The organism is Nostoc sp. C96, from assembly GCF_059384975.1.
Window position 1 is genome coordinate 926,445 of record NZ_CM182020.1, and the last position, 16,255, is coordinate 942,699.

Genomic DNA, 16,255 nt, shown 5'->3' on the forward strand with positions numbered 1-16,255 from the left:
CTCCTTTTTAAGGGTAGCCACTGCGTTGCGGTGAGCAGTCCGTTGGGCGGCTTTGCCGACTTGTACCCCTACGGGGAAGCAAGCTACGCGCAGCGTCTCCGATTAGGAGAAGGAACTGCCGTTAGCGAAGCGGTAGCGACGTTAGGAGCGTCACCCGAAGGGAGGTTCCCTCCGTTGTAGCAAATGATATGGATTTAGGGAGATCAGATAAGCTTGTGTGTACACTGTAGCTTTTTAAGGGGGGTTGGGGGGATCTGTAAGTGCCGATAAACATAACCAACCACTTTTAAAACATCCTTTAAGACTTCTGCTATGAGACTGAAAATAAATTTTAAGGCAAGAGATTTTACCTCCGCTTTCACATTTGCGTGTTTCGCGCAAGCTATAGCAACTTCCGCGTTCCCTGTAGTAACTTCCGCTTTCACATTTGCGTGTTTCGCGTAAGCTGTAGCAACTTCCACTTTCCTTGTAGTAACTTCTGCTTTTACATTTGCGTGTTTCGCGCAAGCTGTAGCAACTTCCGCTTTCGCATTTGCGTGTTTCGCGCAAGCTGTAGCAACTTCTGTTTTGACGTTATGCCAATTTGTAATTGCGAATTGCGACGTTGGATAATTGCAAGATAATTTTTGTTGTATCATGCTGAGTGCAGTAACGCAGAACGTAGACGCGATACACTTTGTGACGTTCAGAATGACAATTCATTCCCAGTGTCAACAACGCCGTTAAAATTTATATATTAGGAGGGCTAACGCGTGGATGTTAAAGCAGCAGTAGCTTACGGCGCGGGTAAGCCGCTAACTATCGAAACAGTGCAATTATCAGGGCCACAAGCAGGAGAAGTTTTAGTAGAAATTAAAGCTTCGGGAGTTTGTCACACCGATGCTTATACTCTGTCTGGTGCTGATCCTGAAGGTTTATTTCCCGCCATTTTAGGTCATGAGGGCGCTGGTGTAGTAGTCGAGGTGGGTGCTGGTGTTACCAGTGTCAAACCAGGAGATCATGTCATCCCACTCTACACCCCAGAATGCCGCCAATGTGAATATTGTCTCAGCCTCAAAACCAATCTCTGTCAAGCAATACGCTCTACTCAAGGACGCGGCGTAATGCCCAACGGTACTAGTCGTTTTAGTATCAGTGGCGAAATGATTCACCATTATATGGGTACATCCACCTTTGCTAATTACACAGTATTGCCAGAAATCGCCGTTGCCAAAATTCGAGAAGATGCCCCTTTTGACAAGGTTTGTTACATTGGTTGCGGTGTCACCACAGGTATAGGTGCAGTGATTTATACCGCCAAAGTAGAACCGGGAGCAAAAGTTATCGTGTTTGGCTTGGGTGGTATTGGCTTAAACGTCATCCAAGGAGCGCGGATGGTAGGAGCCGATATGATTGTGGGGGTAGATATTAATCCCAGCAAGCGCGCCTTAGCCGAAAAGTTTGGGATGACGCACTTTGTCAACCCTCAAGAAGTCGAAGGTGATTTAGTTAGTTACTTGGTTGATTTAACTAAAGGCGGTGCAGACTATACCTTTGAGTGTATCGGCAATGTCAAAGTCATGCGTCAAGCATTAGAATGCTGCCATAAAGGTTGGGGTGTCAGCGTCATTATTGGGGTAGCTGGCGCAGGACAAGAAATCAGCACACGTCCGTTTCAATTAGTTACAGGTAGAGTCTGGAAAGGTTCAGCCTTTGGTGGTGCAAGAGGACGCACAGATGTACCAAAAATTGTTGATTGGTATATGGATGGCAAAATCAATATCGATGATTTAATTACCCATGTCATGCCAATTGAACAAATTAATCATGCTTTAGAATTAATGCACAAAGGTGAATCTATTCGCAGTGTTGTAACGTTTTAGATTCAGCAATCTTTGTTAAGGGCGGGGAAACCACGCCCCATATCTACCAAGCCTAGTGCCACATTTTCCATATTAACTAAATCAATGGTTTACGAGTTTTTAGCGCAATGCAAAACTCAAGGAGAAACTCAAACTAAACGTGCTTTTCGGAAGATGTTGCAATCACAACTCCATCGCTTGTCTATACACTAATACAGTTAAGATAAAATTCTCATTGAATCTTCTTAACCCTCACAGGAATGTTAAAATTTAAAACGTATTCAAGTAGTTACTTAAATAATGTTTCTCCTGCATTACGCATTGCATATTCGGATGGAATGAGATTATCCCTCAACATTTTCGACAATTCCCAAGTCTTTCCATCGTATTTATCATTAGCTAATTTAAAGTGCGCGCCATTTCCAGGTTTAGCACTGCCATCAGAATTACAGTGAACATGAACTACCACGTTTTTATACTCTTCTACCCCTATTTTTAACGGACATTCAATTGAGAATTCACCTAGTTTTTCATCATCCCATTTTGAAATGTAAGCTTTTGTAATTTCTCCTATTGTAACTTCCCCATCATTGACAAGTTTTTCCAGATCCTCAACAGATGGGTTTTGCCTAAATTTACCTTCCACTGTTTCTGCATAAGCTAATTTCCTAGCCTCAACTCCAGCTTTTTTATCAAGATATTTGTAGTATTGCTGAACATGAGCTTTTTGGAATTGGGAGATAGATTGTCCCAAGTCATTCTTGTTATAATTATTTTTATTTGTGTCTAATTGTGTAAATGCATCGTTTGCTTCTTTTTTCCATTCAGATGGATAGTTATCCTTATGCTGGATTGTATTATTTTCTAGTCCTAGTTGCTCTATTTCTTTGTAATATGTGCATATTTTACTAATTTCTTTTTTGAATGTACTGACAAGCTCCAAAGTCGTTGCACTAATTCCTTTATCTCCCAAAATGGTCTGCTTAAGATCATTGCACAAGCTGTTAATATATGAATTTTTCAGTGCCATTTGCATCTCGTTGGCGGGAATGCTCTGCGATTCGTTATAAATTTGAGTTGTGATCGGAATTATTTTCTTAAATGTCTCTATGGCTGATTGATCAGCCGCTGGATCTTTACCTTGTATATTTTTATAAGCCTTCTGATATTCTGCTGTGAAAGCATTTTGTAACTCTTTGGTTACATCGTTGACTGATTTATTTGTTATTTGCGGTTGTAGTTGTTGAGCTTCAATTATTAACTGATCTATCTTTTCTTTTTTATTCTTATTCTCTTCTTCCTGGCGTTTACGTTCTTCTTCCTGTTTTTTAAGTTTTTCCTCCTGACGTTGCATTTCTATTGCTTGTCGTTTCTTTTCTTCCTCATCTTGTCGTTTCCTTCTTTCTTCGCGTTCTATTTCCCACTGCTTTTGTTTTGCTTCTTTTTCCTTTTGTTGTGCTGCTTGTTCCTGCCGTTTTTTTTCTGCTCTTGCTTCGGCTTTTATCCGATTTTTCTCCTGTTTTTTCTTCCTTGCTTCTTCTTTTTTTTGTGCCTCTTGTTCAGCAACAATTTTTGCTTCTTCTTGTCGTTTAAGTTCTGCTTGTTGTTTGAGTTCTTCTTCTTGTCGTTTAAGTTCTGCTTGTTGTTTGAGTTCTTCTTCTTTTTGCTGTTGGATTTCTGCTTCTTTTTGTCGTTTAAGTTCGGCTTTTTTGTTTTCCTCCTCTTGTTCCTTCTGTTTTTGTTCTTCGATGTTCTGTTGCTCTATAGCAGTTTCAACTTCTTCTTCTAGTTGTTCTGCGGCAGATTTGTGTTGCTTGATCTGTTTTAATAAGTCTTGACCTTCAGAATATGTAATTTTTGGTTTTGCTTTAGCTGTTTCAATAAATTGTTGTAACTGAGAAAGGTCTGATACAAAGTTGTTTTCCTTGAGTATAGAGATAGATTCCTCAATACGAGAAACTAGGTCTTTGAGTTCTGTAAACGCATCTTGTAATGTTTGTTTAGCTTTCTTGGGATCATAAGATACCAAGTAACTAAAAATTGATGCTTCCCAGGATGGGTCATCTAGATTTAAACAACGTTGAATAATGGCTTGGTTAATTTGTTCTAGCTCTACAGGATTTTGAAATTTTGACGCATCCTTATTTTGCTGCACTACATGGGTCAACTCATGAGTCATTAGCGACCTTGGGGGTTTGTCTTCCTCTACCAATTCCTGGCGTTGAAGGACATTCATTTGCTGCACTACATCCGCCGCTACTTTATCCGCTTCTTGTTCAAACTTATCTCCAGGTTGCCCAATGGTGAGTTTCATCTGCAATTGTGGTGGTGCGGCTGGAGGACGCGGAAGAAACATTGAGACATTTGGAAAACCATCGCCAGACTTTCTGGTACTTTGTAAATTGGGTTGTTGCTGTGCTTCGAGCTTTTCTTCTTCCGAAGAAGGAACTTTAAAACTACGTGGCGCAAACGGATTTTTACTTGATGATTCTGAAGAAGAAGCGTTTTGATATGGTTTACGTATTTTGGAGTACATTGTTTCAAGCCTGCAATAATTGTTTTAGCAGTCTTTTTGCTGTTTTATTCCTAAATTTGAGCAAAGTTGCTGCTTGTGTATTTGACATCTCATTATGCTTGAATTACGCACTTTAAAGTTGCGATCGCCAACTATTTGTTACAAGTTAAATTTCAGCTATTCCAGAATTTAAATTAAAAATTTGGCAATCATGACGCATCTGCAAATTATCTCCGAATATAAATGCTTTGACGGTCAACTCGGCTTTTACTCTCATGCTTCTGCAACTTGTAACAGTGAAATGCGCTTTGCTGTTTATCAGCCTCCCCAAGCAACACACAAATCAGTACCAGTTCTCTACTTTTTGTCTGGTTTGACTTGTACAGAAGAAAATTTCATAGTCAAAGCTGGGGCGCAACGCTACGCCGCCGAGCATGGTTTAATGTTGGTAGCACCAGATACTAGCCCCCGCAATACTGGTATTCCAGGTGAAGATGATGCTTGGGATTTCGGCACAGGTGCAGGATTTTATGTTGATGCTACCGCAGAACCTTGGCGATCGCACTATCAAATGTATAGTTACATTGTCCAAGAATTACCTGCTATCATTGCAGCTAACTTCCCCATCCAAGCAGATAAACAAGGTATTTTTGGTCATTCAATGGGGGGACATGGGGCTTTAGTTTGTGCTATACGTAACCCCCAACAATATAAATCGGTGTCTGCTTTTGCACCCATCGCTGCACCGATGAGTTGTCCTTGGGGACAAAAGGCTTTTAGTGGATATTTAGGCAATAATCAAGATAATTGGCGTGCTTATGATGCGAGTGAATTAATCAAACAATTAGGCTATCACAGTACCATTTTAATTGACCAAGGTACCGCAGATAAATTTTTAACTGAACAACTAAAACCAGAAATGTTTGAACAAGCTTGTGTATCTGTAAATCAACCCCTCAATTTACGTTACCAAGCTGGTTATGACCATAGTTACTATTTTATTGCTAGTTTTATTGCTGACCACATTCGTCATCATGCGATCGCGCTGAATTAAAACTTCAACACTGACCAATTTCTTGATAATATTGCTCAAGATGATTGGGTAAATAACTTGTCATTTGTAAACTTTGCTGTTTCACTTGCCAACTGTGGTTGATATTGATGCGACTTAAAAAATTAATATCATGAGAAATGACAAATAAAGCGCCTTGATATTCATTGATGCCGATGACCATTTGTTCTACAGTTTCAATATCAAGATTATTAGTTGGCTCATCGAGAATGAGCAAGTCGATTTCGGATATGCTAATCATAGCGATAGCTAGTCTAGCCAACTCGCCACCACTCAACACAGATGTAGATTTATGCACATCATCATATTTAAATAAAAAGTGTCCTAGTTGTTGACGCAATAACTGATAACTCAAATTGGAATTAGCAGATTGCATATTTTCGAGAATTGTCTGCTGACGATTTACGAGTTGATAAGTTTGGTCGAGATAAACAGCTTTCATGACAGGTGTAATTAAAATTTCACCTGATTCTAATAACACTGTTTCCTTCTCCATCCCCAAGATAGCTTTCGCTAAAGTCGATTTCCCAGAACCATTCGCCCCGATAATAGCAATGCGTTCACCTGAAGAAAGATGCAATTGGATATTTTGAATCAGCAGGCGATTAGATATCCAAAGATTTGCACCTTGAATATCAATTAAATTCCGGCGTTTCTGATTGCTTTCCTCTAAATGAATACTTGTGACTTTGGTAGTTTTAATCTTTGTCTCGTTGACTGTTTGCGTAGCTTTAGCTACAGCTGCTTCATGCTTCTTTTTAGCTGTACCAGCTGAGACTTGAGCTTGAGTTCTCATTGAGCCAGCAGCGGCTCTGTCAATACTACCATTGAGAAACTTCGCTCGACCGTTACGTTGTGCTTGGGCGGTGCGTTGCTGTTCTTGCATCGCGGCTGCTTGGGTGCGTTTAAGTTCCTTTCTGGCTACTTCGTGCGATCGCATTGCCACTTCTAATTCTATTTGCTTTTGTTGTCGATAATCAGAAAAATTGCCTCCATATACTTTTAATTGATTGGGAGTAAGTTCCCAAGTCGCAGTAGTTACTTGATCTAAGAAAAAAGGTTTGTGAGAGACAATGACATAAGCACCAGCAAAATTTACCAGAAACTGTCTCAAGCTTTCTAATGCAGGCAAATCTATATGATTTGTTGGTTCATCTAGCAACAGTAAGTTTGGCTGTTGTGCTAAACCAATTGCCAAAAATAATTTTGTCAATTCTCCACCGCTTAAATTAGCCATTGGTAATGATAAATCAATGGTTGTGTTGAATTGGGTTTGCAAAATCTCTTCAATGTTCCACCATTCATCAGCAATTGAAATTAAATAATTCAATACTGTATCTGCATTAATTGATTCTTGAATAGTACTAATTTGGGGTAAATAGTAAATACTACCCTGCCGAAACACCGAACCAGATTTAGGCTGAATCTGTCCTGCAATTATCTTTAATAGAGTTGATTTGCCAACACCATTGCGACCAACTAAAGCAATGCGATCGCCTATTACAATACTTCCTTGAATCCCTGAAAACAATGGCTGCATATCACTGACTTCATAACTTAAATTCTCAGCGATTAATATTGATTTTTTCTGCATTCTTACCAAACCTCAAATCATCAACTTTCACCCATCTATGCACAAAGATTACGGGCGAATTGAATAGACAAAATATTCCGATGCAATCGGATCTACATCAATAATCAACCACGGATAAATGTGGTTAAACTCACAATATTGAAGATAAAAACAAAAATTCTAGCTCATGATTATTTGAAGTAACCCTGTCAAACTTGGCGTATTTATTCGGTTTTGACAATTTTTGTCTGGTACTACTTCATTTCAGCTATCTCGATGATTATGTGATGAGGTTTGATATAGACTACAGTGTAGCACAAAAGCATTACGGAAAGCGAAGAATCTTCACACAGATGTAGTATGTTTCACAAAAATTAAATTTCTTCTCCAACTGCTGACAAGTTCACACCTTCATAAATGTCACTTAAAGGAATTGCAAAATCTATTGTTTGGAGTGATAAAACTGCATCTAATGATTCGTATTCTGTTAATACCCATTGAGCATTAGCATTTTTAGCGTAATGCTCAACTAAATATTCATATTGATTAACGATAATATATTCTTTGAAAGTGGGTATAGAACGGTAAAATCTAAATTTATCAGTTTTATCATGGCTCTGTGTTGATTTAGATAATACTTCTATAATTACTTGAGGATTTGTGACTGTAGTAGTGCTATTTCCTTCATATATTGGTTCTCCTTCAATCACCATAGCATCAGGATAAGTATAGATGCGGTAACGAGATATCCACAATCTTACATCACCCATATAGATTTTGTAATGTTTACCCCGCATATTAAATTTGAAATTAGTGCAGAAGTTTAAAGAAATTTCGTTATGGTTTGTAGTTCCACCTGCCATTGGTACAATTTCCCCATCGTAGTATTCATTTTTAAATTCGGATGTCTCTTCTAGTTGGAGATATTCTTCTGGAGTGTAGCGTTTTTTTTGTGTTTTGATTTGCATAATTTTATCTTGAAAATAACTGGTTATTTGGGATAGTTTGTACTCAAGAATTGTTCAGCTTCGGGTTTATTTGTAATTACTCTATCTAACGTAGCGGCAAGAATATCATCCAGAATTTGACGATATTGAGGGCCTGGCTTGTAGCCTAATTTCTTCAGGTCGTTACCATTTAAAATGGGTTGAATGTGAGTCAATACTGTTAAGTAATGCCAAATTTGTTTTCTGAGCGATCGCGGGCTTTGCAAGGCGATTAAAATCAGCATTGGTAAGTCATACTTTTTCAGTAACTGCACAATTTGGCTGGGACGCTGCAACTGCGGTAACAATTCCCTAACATCTGCTTGGGTTTGGGCTAAATTTTGCAAACGATGAATGCTATCTTCTTGTAATTGCAGATTTTTGGCGACTTTTTCCCGATATTTTGGTTCGAGATGGGCCATTAAAGCTTCTAGGCGCATTTGCCAGTGGACAAGGGTGAGTTGGGGATCAAATCTGTGCAGACAGCGTTCTAATAACCGCAGTTGGCGTAAAAGTTCCGCATCTAAAGAGAGAGTATGATGAATGCACTGCAAAGCTTGTAAGTTATCGAGTAATTGCAAAGCTGATTTCCAGTACGGTGCTTCCAAGATATGTTTCAGTTCGGTTTTCAGCCGAGTTTGCAAAGCTGGAGTTCTGCTATTGTGTTGAGTGGTGCGATCGTAAACACCACTATTAATGGCGTAGCGGATATACTCTTCTGTTCGCGGTTCAAAATCAAATCCAAAGCGCACAGCAAAGCGCACACCGCGATAAATCCGGGTAGGATCTTCAATAAAACTATTGGCGTGTAAAACCCGAATTTGCTTGGCTTGTAAATCTAATAAACCACCAAAGAAATCGAGTAATTCGCCCGAACGGGGAGAAGTTAGCCGCAATGCCAGTGCATTGATAGTAAAATCCCGACGGTACAAATCTTGACGAATAGAACTCGCCTCAACTTCAGGGTTTGCAGCTGGGTAAGGATAAAATTCTGTTCTAGCTGTGGCAATATCCACCCACAAAGAATTTAATTCTGGGTCTTTGTGCCACAACAAAGCCGCAGTTTGAAACGCACCATGAATTTCTAAACGCGCGGCTGGGTAAAGTTCTTGCAATGCTTTTGCTAATTCCACCCCAGCACCGACATCTGCTGATTTATGAAAGCCATCTACAACCAAATCAATATCTTTAATCATTAATTGATCTGCTGTTTCGGCTAATAACAAGTCCCGCACAGCACCACCAACTAAGTAAAGATGCCAACCGCGTTTTTCTGCTGCTTGGGATGCTTTGGTGAGTAATTGCCACAGTTGGGGTGCAAGACGTGAGGCGATATTCAGTGCTGAGTGCTGAGTGCTGAGTTTTGAGTTTTGAGGAGTTAAACTTTGAAACTCCTCACTGTTTTGATGTAACTCCCGTAGGACATCGGTACGGGTGACTATCCCAACTAATTGCCTATCTTCTAAGACTGGTAAGCGTCCGATATCATAAGTCACCATCAGCGACTCGATTTGTGGCAGGGTGGTATCTGGGGTGATGGTTTTGAGATTGATAGTCATATAACCTTTGACTGGCGCATGACTAAAGCCGTGATGAAAGGCAATATCTAAATCTCGCCGGGAAATAATGCCGACTAACTGTCCTTGATTATCAACTACAGATAAACCAGAATGTCCGTAACGTAATAAAATCCGCTGTGCTTCTTCAATGGTAGTTTCTGGAAGAATGGTGCGGACTGGCGAGGACATCAAATCTCTAGCGGTGAGAGGATGAGGAATGGAGGCTTTTAAACCTTCTAAAAGTTCTTCTAAGGTTGCTTGTGTATCAACTCCCCGCAGGTTAAGTGATGCGGCTTGAGAATGTCCACCCCCACCAAAGGGTTGAAATAACAAGTTAAGATTGACACCAGGAATTTGCGATCGCCCAATCACAGTTAATCTTGATTCATCTTCCCCCAATGGATATTCATTGACTAACAGTAAAGCATCAATTTCGCTTAACTCTACTATTTGGGATGCTAAACCTGATAACCCAGGCACAAAAGCCTCAGTTTTTAAAGTTACCCAAGCCAACGTATAACCGCGTAAGCAGAGATAGTCTAACTCTTGCAGCGCTGTGGTTAATAGCTGTTGTAACTGCGTTGATAAACCAGGATCACGATAAGTAGAAATAACTGGTAAACTTGCGCCTTGCTGCATCAACCAAGCCAAAGCTAAAGCATCCCTGGCTGTTGATAAGTCATAGGTTAATGAACCCGTATCCACATGGATACCCAAAGCCATCACCGTGGCTTGGGATGGGGTGAGAGAAATTTGCTGTTGTTGTAATTGCTCCACAATTAAAGTTGTGCAAGCACCCACCGGGGCAATATGCAATTGCGTCGCCGGAATATCACCCTCTTGCCCTAAGTGATGGTCATAAACTACAATTTCTTTCACGCTGGGTAAATCTAACCATTCAGCTGCTTTACCCAGGCGATCGCGCTTTTGTGTATCAACTACAGTAATCGAGCGAATTGTTTGCGGATTCACTGAACGTCGTTCAATCAGCGGATACTCATCTCGATGTAACGCCAAAAAATCTCTCACAGGTGGATGTGCGCCGCCTGTTAACACAATCTTACTTCCCGGTAGCAAGCAAGTCAGCCCGACCGCCGCGCCCAAAGCATCAAAATCAGCCGTTGTGTGGCAAAGAATTAAATCCATAGTCAAAAGTCAAAAGTCAAGAGTTAAAAGTCAAAAGTCAATATTTGGACTATGGACAATTGACCTTTGACTGTTGACCAAAGTGTATCAATTTCTGCTAGGTTAAAAAATAAGGAAAAACTGTCAGTGTCGCCCTTTAGGATATTCTATCTTTAGTATTACGCTGTCTTGGGAGAAGCAAAAATGACCATAATATTCCAGTTCGCTTTAGTAGCTCTTGTTTTGATGTCTTTTGTACTGGTTGTTGGCGTTCCTGTTGCCTATGCTACCCCACAAAGTTGGGTAGAATCTAAAAGATTATTGTGGCTGGGTTCTGGAGTTTGGATTGCCCTAGTACTGTTGGTTGGTATATTAAACTTTTTTGTAGTCTAGGTTTGTAGTCTAGGCACTTGGCAATAGTCTAATAAAATAGCATAAAGCTGATAGCAAAAGAAAAAGGTAAATTGATTAATTTACCTTTTTCCATATTTTCAGTAGATAATTGTGCGCTTCATCTCAACCATCTGCAAAGAAGAAATGTATATTGGCAAGAGTATAGTTGATTAAGAGGCAGTCATGGCAGTTTTTGAGGGAACTTTTACTCAAACTGAACCCTTACGTTTTGCAGTGGTGATTGGTCGATTTAATGACCTTGTGACTGCAAAGCTGGTGGAAGGATGTCAAGATTGCTTGAAACGTCATGGTGTAGACCCTAACCCCCACGGTAATCAAGTTGATTATGTTTGGGTTCCGGGAAGTTTTGAAGTGCCAATTGTTGCACGTCAATTAGCACTTTCCCAGCGTTATGATGCGATCATTTGTTTAGGCGCGGTTATTCGCGGACAAACGCCCCATTTTGATTATGTATCTTCGGAAGTAGCCAAAGGCATTGCCGCAGCCAGCTTTCAAACTGGAGTTCCAGTAATTTTTGGCATTTTGACCGTAGATACAATGCAGCAAGCCCTAGAACGAGCCGGGATTAAAGCTAATCATGGCTGGGAGTATGCCATGAACGCTCTAGAAATGGCCAGCCTGATGCGGAAATTACGATCTAACCTCACAGAGACGTACACTTTAAATCCCCAGCCCTTACCTGCTGCTCACGGTCAAGAGTCAATAATTAACAGTCAGTAGTCAATGGTCAAGAGTCAATGGTGAACCAGCGCGGTCTTGGGGGTTTCCCCCATGAGCGACTGGCGAACCCGGAAGGGGTCAATGGTCAAGAGTCAATGGTCTATTGACCAAGCACAAATGACAAATAACCATTGACTAAAACTCAGGGGTTGACAAATCAAAATATATCTGACACTATAGTTAATGTGAGTTTGCGGGTATAGCTCAGTGGTAGAGCGCAACCTTGCCAAGGTTGATGTCGCGCGTTCGAATCGCGTTACCCGCTTTTAAAAATAAAACCAATATCTAAGCAGCAAAAAATAGGGTGAGTAATAGCCAAGTATTTATCCTTGGATTCAACTCATTATATTTTGGCTAGATTAAACTAGATTTAGAAGTGGCTAGTTGAATATAAGTTTGATCAGGTAAACAGCATCTCTTGGTAATGAAGTCAGCCACAATATTTTGCTCAACTACTAGATAATGAGCAGGAGAATGAAAATAAGTTAAAAAAGTCTCCTGCTTTGTGTCTAATGCTCGGTAGTTAGAATTTAGGAAGTGTTCTCAGGATATTACTGGCTTGCGAACGCAGCCTTCTTGTCAAACGGTTTGTTTTCGGAGTAGTAGCGCGTAAGCTTAGAATTGTATTAGATATGTAACCACAATACATGCCGCAAAAACTTGATGACATTACCTTGAAAGTCGCAGATGCAAAGCCGGAAATCCTTCAACAAGATTGCCAGCTACAGCACAAAACAACAGACAGATATACCCATTTCCAGAAAATTGGTAATTGATGGTGTTGTTGATAATGGCATTATTTGCCTGACTTCGCTATGTATATAAACAGTTGATTGTGAGATTACCCAATTTCTAACGCATTGAGTCGGGAAATCTCCAAATTATGAAAATCACGCTCAAGTTAGTAGAACGCTTGTGCATCCTCAAAAACCCGAAAAAATAGATTTTACCCAGGAATATCCCTGTCCCTGTCGCCGTCGGGGACGGTTAGTTCCGATTACCCTTACAGAAGCATTTGGCTGCGATCGCTGTCAGCAAATCTTTGTTGTCCAAGATAATGGATATGTCCTAGAACAACTTTCGACCACTTATCCCTACAAGCGGGCTTGGCGCTGGACGGGAAATAGTTGGAATGTTGTCCATCCACGTATGGGAGAAAGCTATCTACCCATCGCCCTTGGCATTATTTTTGTGTTAGTGATTATTTGGCTACCATTAGCATTGAAATTAGCCAAGGGTTCTAGCATTATTGCTTGGGCAATAGTGGCAGTGGTATTAGCTATCCTGCCAGCACTCATGGTCTGGCTTACCTACCGACGTTAACTCAATGACCGTTGAAGTTGTACATGATTACCCCGAACCAATGAAAAGCGCCAAACGCGCTTATCAAGCTTCCCTGAAGTTGGGGTTTACAAAGGGCGTAGACCGCAGTCGTGCTGTGTTGGCGATGGCACAGGCTCTGGAAATGTCTTTTGATGATATTTTAGAAGCTAATACTCTGGATTTAGAAGCCAGTAAAGAAATGGCAGTGCCAGAGTTGATCTTAGATTGGCTAAAACTCACCCCAAAACGACTAGAAACAACAGTAGAAATACTCCGACGTTTAGGTGAACTATCAGATCCCCTACGACGGGTGAGGAATGCTGACTATCAACCAGAAGACTCTCAGAGTTACTCACAATTAATGGCTTTGGGAGTGATTGGTTTTATTTATGAGGCATTTCCAGATTTAGGGGCGATCGCCGCAGGTTTGTGTATTAAAACTGGTAATAGTATCATTCTCAAAGGTAGTACAGAAGCCAGTCATTCTAACGCCGCGATCGCAGAGGTACTCCAAAGTGCAATTCAAGAGGTTGGTTTACCACCAGGTTGCGTTGAACTAGTTACCGCCGAACATGGTGCTTCAGTGCGAGATTTAGTTACTCAAGACCAGTACCTCAATTTAGTAATTCCCTACGGACGTTCTAGCTTGGTGCAACAGGTGATGCGACAAGCCACTTGTCCCGTATTAAAGTCCGCAATGGGCAACTGTTACCTTTACTGGTCGCTGAATGGCAGCTTAGAGATGGTACGCTGGATGATTCTTGATAGCCATCAAAGCGAACCAGACCCTGTGAACGCGATCGAAAAGGTATTAATTCATCGCCAAGCCATGCCATCATCTTTATCAGTGCTGTGGAATAGCTTGAAAGAAAAAGGCTTTGAAATCAAAGGTGATGCAGAGTTAGTCGAAGCTTTTCCTCAATTGCAACTAGCCAAAGAAAGCGAATGGGGCAGTCCCTATTTAACTAAGACTGTAGCCTTTAAACTAGTGGATAGCCTAGAAGTGGCGATCGCTTGGATTAATCAACATAGCAGCGGTCATGCTGACTGTATCGTCACGGAATCTTATCAAGAAAGTCGGCAATTTGCTTTAGGAGTGAATAGCGCTTCCACCTACATCAACACTTCCCCCAGATTCTCGCGCAACCCTTCGCGGGGAGACTCAGTATTTCTCGGTATGTCTAACCAAAAAGGCCACCGTCGGGGATTTATTAGCTTGGAAACCTTGACTACCGTCAAGCACATTATTCAAGGGAATGGTAGGTTTTAACGTGTAAGGCGATCGCTCTCATTTTAGAGTAACGAATTATTTTTTAAAATTACTCAAATACAGGCGGCCATAACTCAGAAATTGTCACTTCCCAACCAGGAAATAACTCAACAATCGTCAATTTATCTTCACCAGCTAAAACTTCTATATCACCACTGGGGCGATATACACTCACAGTTAATTCATCTGGATTAATTAATATTCCTACTCTGGCACCTAATTCTAAAAATAATTTAACTTTCTCTTCTAACTTAAAAATTCTATCTGTTTTTGATTTTATTTCTACTACTAAATCAGGTACTAACTCAGCAAAATCTCTCACAGTACGTTTTAATCTTGCTGCTGCTACAAAAGAAACATCAGGCGCGCGTAAATCGCTATTGGGCATAATAAAGCCACCACTAGAGTCAAATATCCGCCCAAGTTTACGAGGATTAACCCACAGTTTAAGTAAAAATATTAACTGAGCGCCAATCTCACTAGATTCAATATCTGACGGCCCCATAAGTAGAATATTTCCTTCTTGCAGTTCTATTTGGTAGTCGTGCTGCTCTTCTTGTAGGTTGTGTTGTAGTCTTTCTACATCTTGAATAGTGAGATTCATACAACTTTTTCGGTATATTTCGCTTTACTGTCATATTACCCTAAATTTTTAGTGTCTATAAAAAACGAGTGCTGCTTTGCAATATACTATCGAGCAAAAAAAAGTCCGCCTAGGCAGACTTTTTTAGTTTCAAACTTTTAAATTGATGGCTAATTTATTTAGGTTTGGATGTGTAATAGACTTTACCACCAGTATCAGAAACAAAATGACAGCTAACACAAGAACGCCATAAAGACTGCCAAATCGGTTCCTCAGACTTGCGGTAATACTCACCCATGACAGGTTTGATGGCTTCAGTTGCCTTTAACAAGTTGTAGTGAGGGATATTGAGGAAGATGTGATGAGCAACGTGAGTACCAATATCATGATGGATGTGATTGAACAAACCATAATTGCGATCAATACTAGAAATTGCACCTTTAAGAAAAGTCCAATCTTCGCCACGATACCAAGGAATATCAGACTCGGTGTGATGCAGAAATGTCACCAAATCCAACCAAATGACAAACACAATGTAGGGCATAGCGTAGTATTTCAATAACCACATCCAACCCCATTGATAGGTGAGGAAACCTAACAAACCTACCATGCCAATCCAGAGGACTGTACTAGTAATTACGTCCCATTTCTCTGATGGTTTAAACAGTGGGCTATTAGGTGAAAAGTGCGAACCTTCTTTATTGGGAGAACGCTTAAACAAATACACTGGATAAGCCAATAAAAATAAATAATATCGACCTATCTTTTGTGCCAAAGGCATTTCTTTATACTGCGATTCCGTCACAGGATACCAGCTTTCATCGTTATCGATGTTGCCAGTATTTTTATGATGTGTCCTATGGCTGATGCGCCAACCATGATAAGGAACTAATATCGGTGTATGAGACAGATGCCCAATTAAATCATTGAGCCATTTATGCTTAGAAAATGACTGATGTCCGCAGTCATGCCCAACGACAAATAAAGCCCAAAACATTGTTCCTTGCATTAACCAGAAAATAGGCCAAAAATACCAAGAATCAAGATAATGAGCCACTGCATAGAGCGAACCAATAATCAGAACATCACGAAAGAAATACAACAGTGATTTGCTGACATTTGGTTGAAAACATTCTTCTGGGATAGCAGCTTTTAAATCCTGAAGAGTAAAAGGCAGCTTAGTGGTATTCTCAGAAGTTTCACTAGCAGGGGAACTGTCAAAAGGGATGGTAGTTGATTGCACTTGATTCTTTGATGAAATATAAAATCAAAAT

14 protein-coding genes and 1 tRNA gene are annotated in these 16,255 nt (G+C 40.4%); 8 read left to right on the plus strand and 7 right to left on the minus strand.

The genetic code is table 11. From position 1 onward, the window contains the following. The first annotated feature begins 30 nt into the window (after nt 1-30). Nucleotides 31-180 carry a hypothetical protein gene (locus tag AC504W_RS04040; RefSeq protein ID WP_494876371.1) on the plus strand — a complete coding sequence of 50 codons (150 nt, stop codon included), beginning with the start codon at nt 31-33 and terminating at the stop codon, nt 178-180. Nucleotides 181-203: 23 nt separating this feature from the next. Here AC504W_RS04040 and AC504W_RS04045 read toward each other — a convergent pair whose 3' ends face one another. Next, on the minus strand, nt 204-638 hold the full coding sequence (locus AC504W_RS04045; protein WP_494876372.1) for a hypothetical protein: 435 nt from the start codon (nt 636-638) through the stop codon (nt 204-206). A 114-nt stretch (nt 639-752) separates the two neighbouring features. On the opposite strand from AC504W_RS04045, the gene AC504W_RS04050 reads away from it, so the two are divergent. After that, entirely contained in the window at nt 753-1,862 is a 1,110-nt protein-coding gene (locus AC504W_RS04050) for an S-(hydroxymethyl)glutathione dehydrogenase/class III alcohol dehydrogenase (protein ID WP_494876374.1), read from the plus strand. A 268-nt stretch (nt 1,863-2,130) separates the two neighbouring features. Here the strand turns inward: AC504W_RS04050 and AC504W_RS04055 are convergent, their stop codons facing one another. Next, entirely contained in the window at nt 2,131-4,377 is a 2,247-nt protein-coding gene (locus tag AC504W_RS04055) for a hypothetical protein (RefSeq protein ID WP_494876375.1), read from the minus strand. Nucleotides 4,378-4,567: 190 nt separating this feature from the next. Between AC504W_RS04055 and fghA the strand changes: the two genes are divergently transcribed. After that, the gene (gene fghA, locus AC504W_RS04060) at nt 4,568-5,410 is read left to right on the plus strand and encodes an S-formylglutathione hydrolase (RefSeq protein WP_494876376.1); all 843 of its coding nucleotides are present in this window, start codon (nt 4,568-4,570) and stop codon (nt 5,408-5,410) included. A gap of 4 nt (nt 5,411-5,414) precedes the next feature. Here fghA and abc-f read toward each other — a convergent pair whose 3' ends face one another. From abc-f to AC504W_RS04075, 3 genes are all read right to left on the minus strand, one after another. Beyond that, nucleotides 5,415-7,022, minus strand: coding sequence for a ribosomal protection-like ABC-F family protein (gene abc-f, locus AC504W_RS04065; RefSeq protein WP_494876377.1), 1,608 nt, complete (start codon nt 7,020-7,022; stop codon nt 5,415-5,417). 353 nt (nt 7,023-7,375) lie between these two features. After that, nucleotides 7,376-7,969 carry a Uma2 family endonuclease gene (locus AC504W_RS04070; protein ID WP_494876378.1) on the minus strand — a complete coding sequence of 198 codons (594 nt, stop codon included), beginning with the start codon at nt 7,967-7,969 and terminating at the stop codon, nt 7,376-7,378. Nucleotides 7,970-7,992: 23 nt separating this feature from the next. Further along, nucleotides 7,993-10,692 (minus strand): CBS domain-containing protein, encoded by a 2,700-nt coding sequence (locus tag AC504W_RS04075; protein ID WP_494879550.1) that lies wholly within the window; start codon nt 10,690-10,692, stop codon nt 7,993-7,995. Nucleotides 10,693-10,875: 183 nt separating this feature from the next. Between AC504W_RS04075 and psbZ the strand changes: the two genes are divergently transcribed. The 5 genes from psbZ (at nt 10,876) to AC504W_RS04100 (ending at nt 14,398) form a co-directional block, all read left to right on the plus strand. Further along, the gene (gene psbZ / locus AC504W_RS04080; RefSeq protein ID WP_015111523.1) at nt 10,876-11,064 is read left to right on the plus strand and encodes a photosystem II reaction center protein PsbZ; all 189 of its coding nucleotides are present in this window, start codon (nt 10,876-10,878) and stop codon (nt 11,062-11,064) included. A gap of 183 nt (nt 11,065-11,247) precedes the next feature. Continuing rightward, nucleotides 11,248-11,805: a 6,7-dimethyl-8-ribityllumazine synthase gene (gene ribH / locus AC504W_RS04085; RefSeq protein ID WP_096583691.1), complete on the plus strand. Its 558-nt coding sequence runs from the start codon at nt 11,248-11,250 to the stop codon at nt 11,803-11,805. A 193-nt stretch (nt 11,806-11,998) separates the two neighbouring features. After that, nucleotides 11,999-12,070 (plus strand) — tRNA-Gly (locus AC504W_RS04090). 650 nt (nt 12,071-12,720) lie between these two features. Continuing rightward, complete coding sequence (locus AC504W_RS04095) at nt 12,721-13,128, plus strand: hypothetical protein (protein ID WP_096583689.1); 408 nt, start codon at nt 12,721-12,723, stop codon at nt 13,126-13,128. 4 nt (nt 13,129-13,132) lie between these two features. Continuing rightward, the gene (locus AC504W_RS04100; RefSeq protein WP_494876381.1) at nt 13,133-14,398 is read left to right on the plus strand and encodes a glutamate-5-semialdehyde dehydrogenase; all 1,266 of its coding nucleotides are present in this window, start codon (nt 13,133-13,135) and stop codon (nt 14,396-14,398) included. 49 nt (nt 14,399-14,447) lie between these two features. Here the strand turns inward: AC504W_RS04100 and AC504W_RS04105 are convergent, their stop codons facing one another. Next, nucleotides 14,448-15,002: a Uma2 family endonuclease gene (locus tag AC504W_RS04105; RefSeq protein WP_494876382.1), complete on the minus strand. Its 555-nt coding sequence runs from the start codon at nt 15,000-15,002 to the stop codon at nt 14,448-14,450. 154 nt (nt 15,003-15,156) lie between these two features. Further along, nucleotides 15,157-16,224, minus strand: coding sequence for a fatty acid desaturase (locus AC504W_RS04110; RefSeq protein WP_494876384.1), 1,068 nt, complete (start codon nt 16,222-16,224; stop codon nt 15,157-15,159). Nucleotides 16,225-16,255: the final 31 nt, after the last annotated feature.